General features: G+C 52.1%; 1 protein-coding gene. It reads left to right on the top strand.

Features of this window, described 5'->3' with window-relative positions:
* On the top strand, positions 1-1,549 hold a 1,549-nt coding region (locus NI21_RS16935), incomplete at both ends, for a hypothetical protein (RefSeq protein WP_033127115.1).

The raw sequence follows: 1,549 nt of genomic DNA, 5'->3' as shown, positions 1-1,549 counted from the left end.
ACATGCTACAGATAAAGTGTAAAGAGGAGTATGAGAAATATTCAGTGATTCTGGAAGACGGGGACATAATGGTGTCCCTGGATGTGCCGGTACTCTTACAGATCTTAAATGGCCCTTCCATGCGTCTCAGATATGAGACATGGGAGGAGATGCCGGGAGTATATACAGGTACTATCTCAGTGGAGGATCCGCAGGGGAATCAGTATCAGATTACAGATACATGGTGTGTAAATGGGACATGCTGGCGCCTGGACCGGAAAGTGGAGTGCATGCGTTTCCGATCCAGGACGGCCATCCATCTGACATCAGATTTCCGGTTCAGGGACCGGGTGGCAGGGTCGCTGGATGATTACCAATTTGTGATCCCAGGAGCATTGTATAATAAAAATGATACAGATGGGGATGGGATGGACGACTACCTGGGCACTTTTTGCCAGGATTATAAAGACGACAGGAACCCATCCATGTCTGTGACGGCGTTCGTACCTAAGGGGAAACGTTTTGTATCTCTGTTGCGGGCGGATGTGCCGGTGAGAGACCATACGATCACACGAGAGCAGATCCGGGCCCGCTACTTTGTGCATGATACGGATATCGGATCCCTTGGAGTGAGTCCTTCCCCATATCATGTCGGCGAGGTGATCCTGCGCAGTGATTATCCGTTCTATGAGAGGAATAGTTTCTGCCTGAACGTGGACGGATCAGAATGGGAGGCATTTGCGGAAGTCGGGGAAGGGGAACTGTTCAATGTGAGTTACCTGATCCAGTCGGGTGAGGCCGAGAACCTGACAGGAGCATCGTGGGAGACGACCCGTCTGCAGATGGGGAGGATCCTGGATCCCGAGGTGAAGCTGCCGTTCACCCTGGAAGAAGCCAGGGCGAGCAGACGCCGGATGATCCATGAGAGTTTCCGTGAATTTTCGGAGAAGAAGGGGCATCCAGCTGGATATTTCGTGCATTTTTCGCCACGGGAGAAGTATGGACTACAGAACCTGTTGGAGTATGGTTTCTGCGGAGCGCAGACGCTCCTGAGCCTGGATATGCTGGAGGCGGCTCGGGAGACGAAAGAGGAGGCATACCGGGAGAGAGCGCTGAAGACAGTAGAATTTTTTGTGGAGAACTGTATTGAAGGATCGGGGCTTCCCAACGGGATCTACAATGTAGACAAAGAAGAATACGTATACTGGTGGACAGGGATCCTGTTTCCGTTCCAGTATTCCCGTAACCGGGAGGAGCTGGAAGGGTATCTCGGGAACCAGGTGGTGAGCTCCCTGATGCGGATTGCGGAGAAATTGGAGAAACATAAAGGGAATTACTGCCGTTCCATGGTGGATAGTATGTATTATCTGATGTGCTGCTGGCAGATAGAGAAAGACAGAGGAGTGGAGCATGAGAACTGGTACAAGGCAGTGGAGAAGTTTTGTGACAGACTTCTTGAGATGCAGAATGCGAACGGCTCGTGGAACCGGGGGTACACGATGGAAGGGATTCCCCTGACGGAACCGGCAGAGTGGTTTGGAGCCACAGAGGAGGAGCAGGGCTCAGGAGC

This window comes from Eubacterium sp. ER2 (assembly GCF_000765215.1).
GTDB classification, from domain to species: domain Bacteria; phylum Bacillota; class Clostridia; order Lachnospirales; family Lachnospiraceae; genus Claveliimonas; species Claveliimonas intestinigallinarum.
Note: the sequence above shows the minus strand (reverse complement) of the source record. Positions and strands in the feature narration are given on the sequence as shown.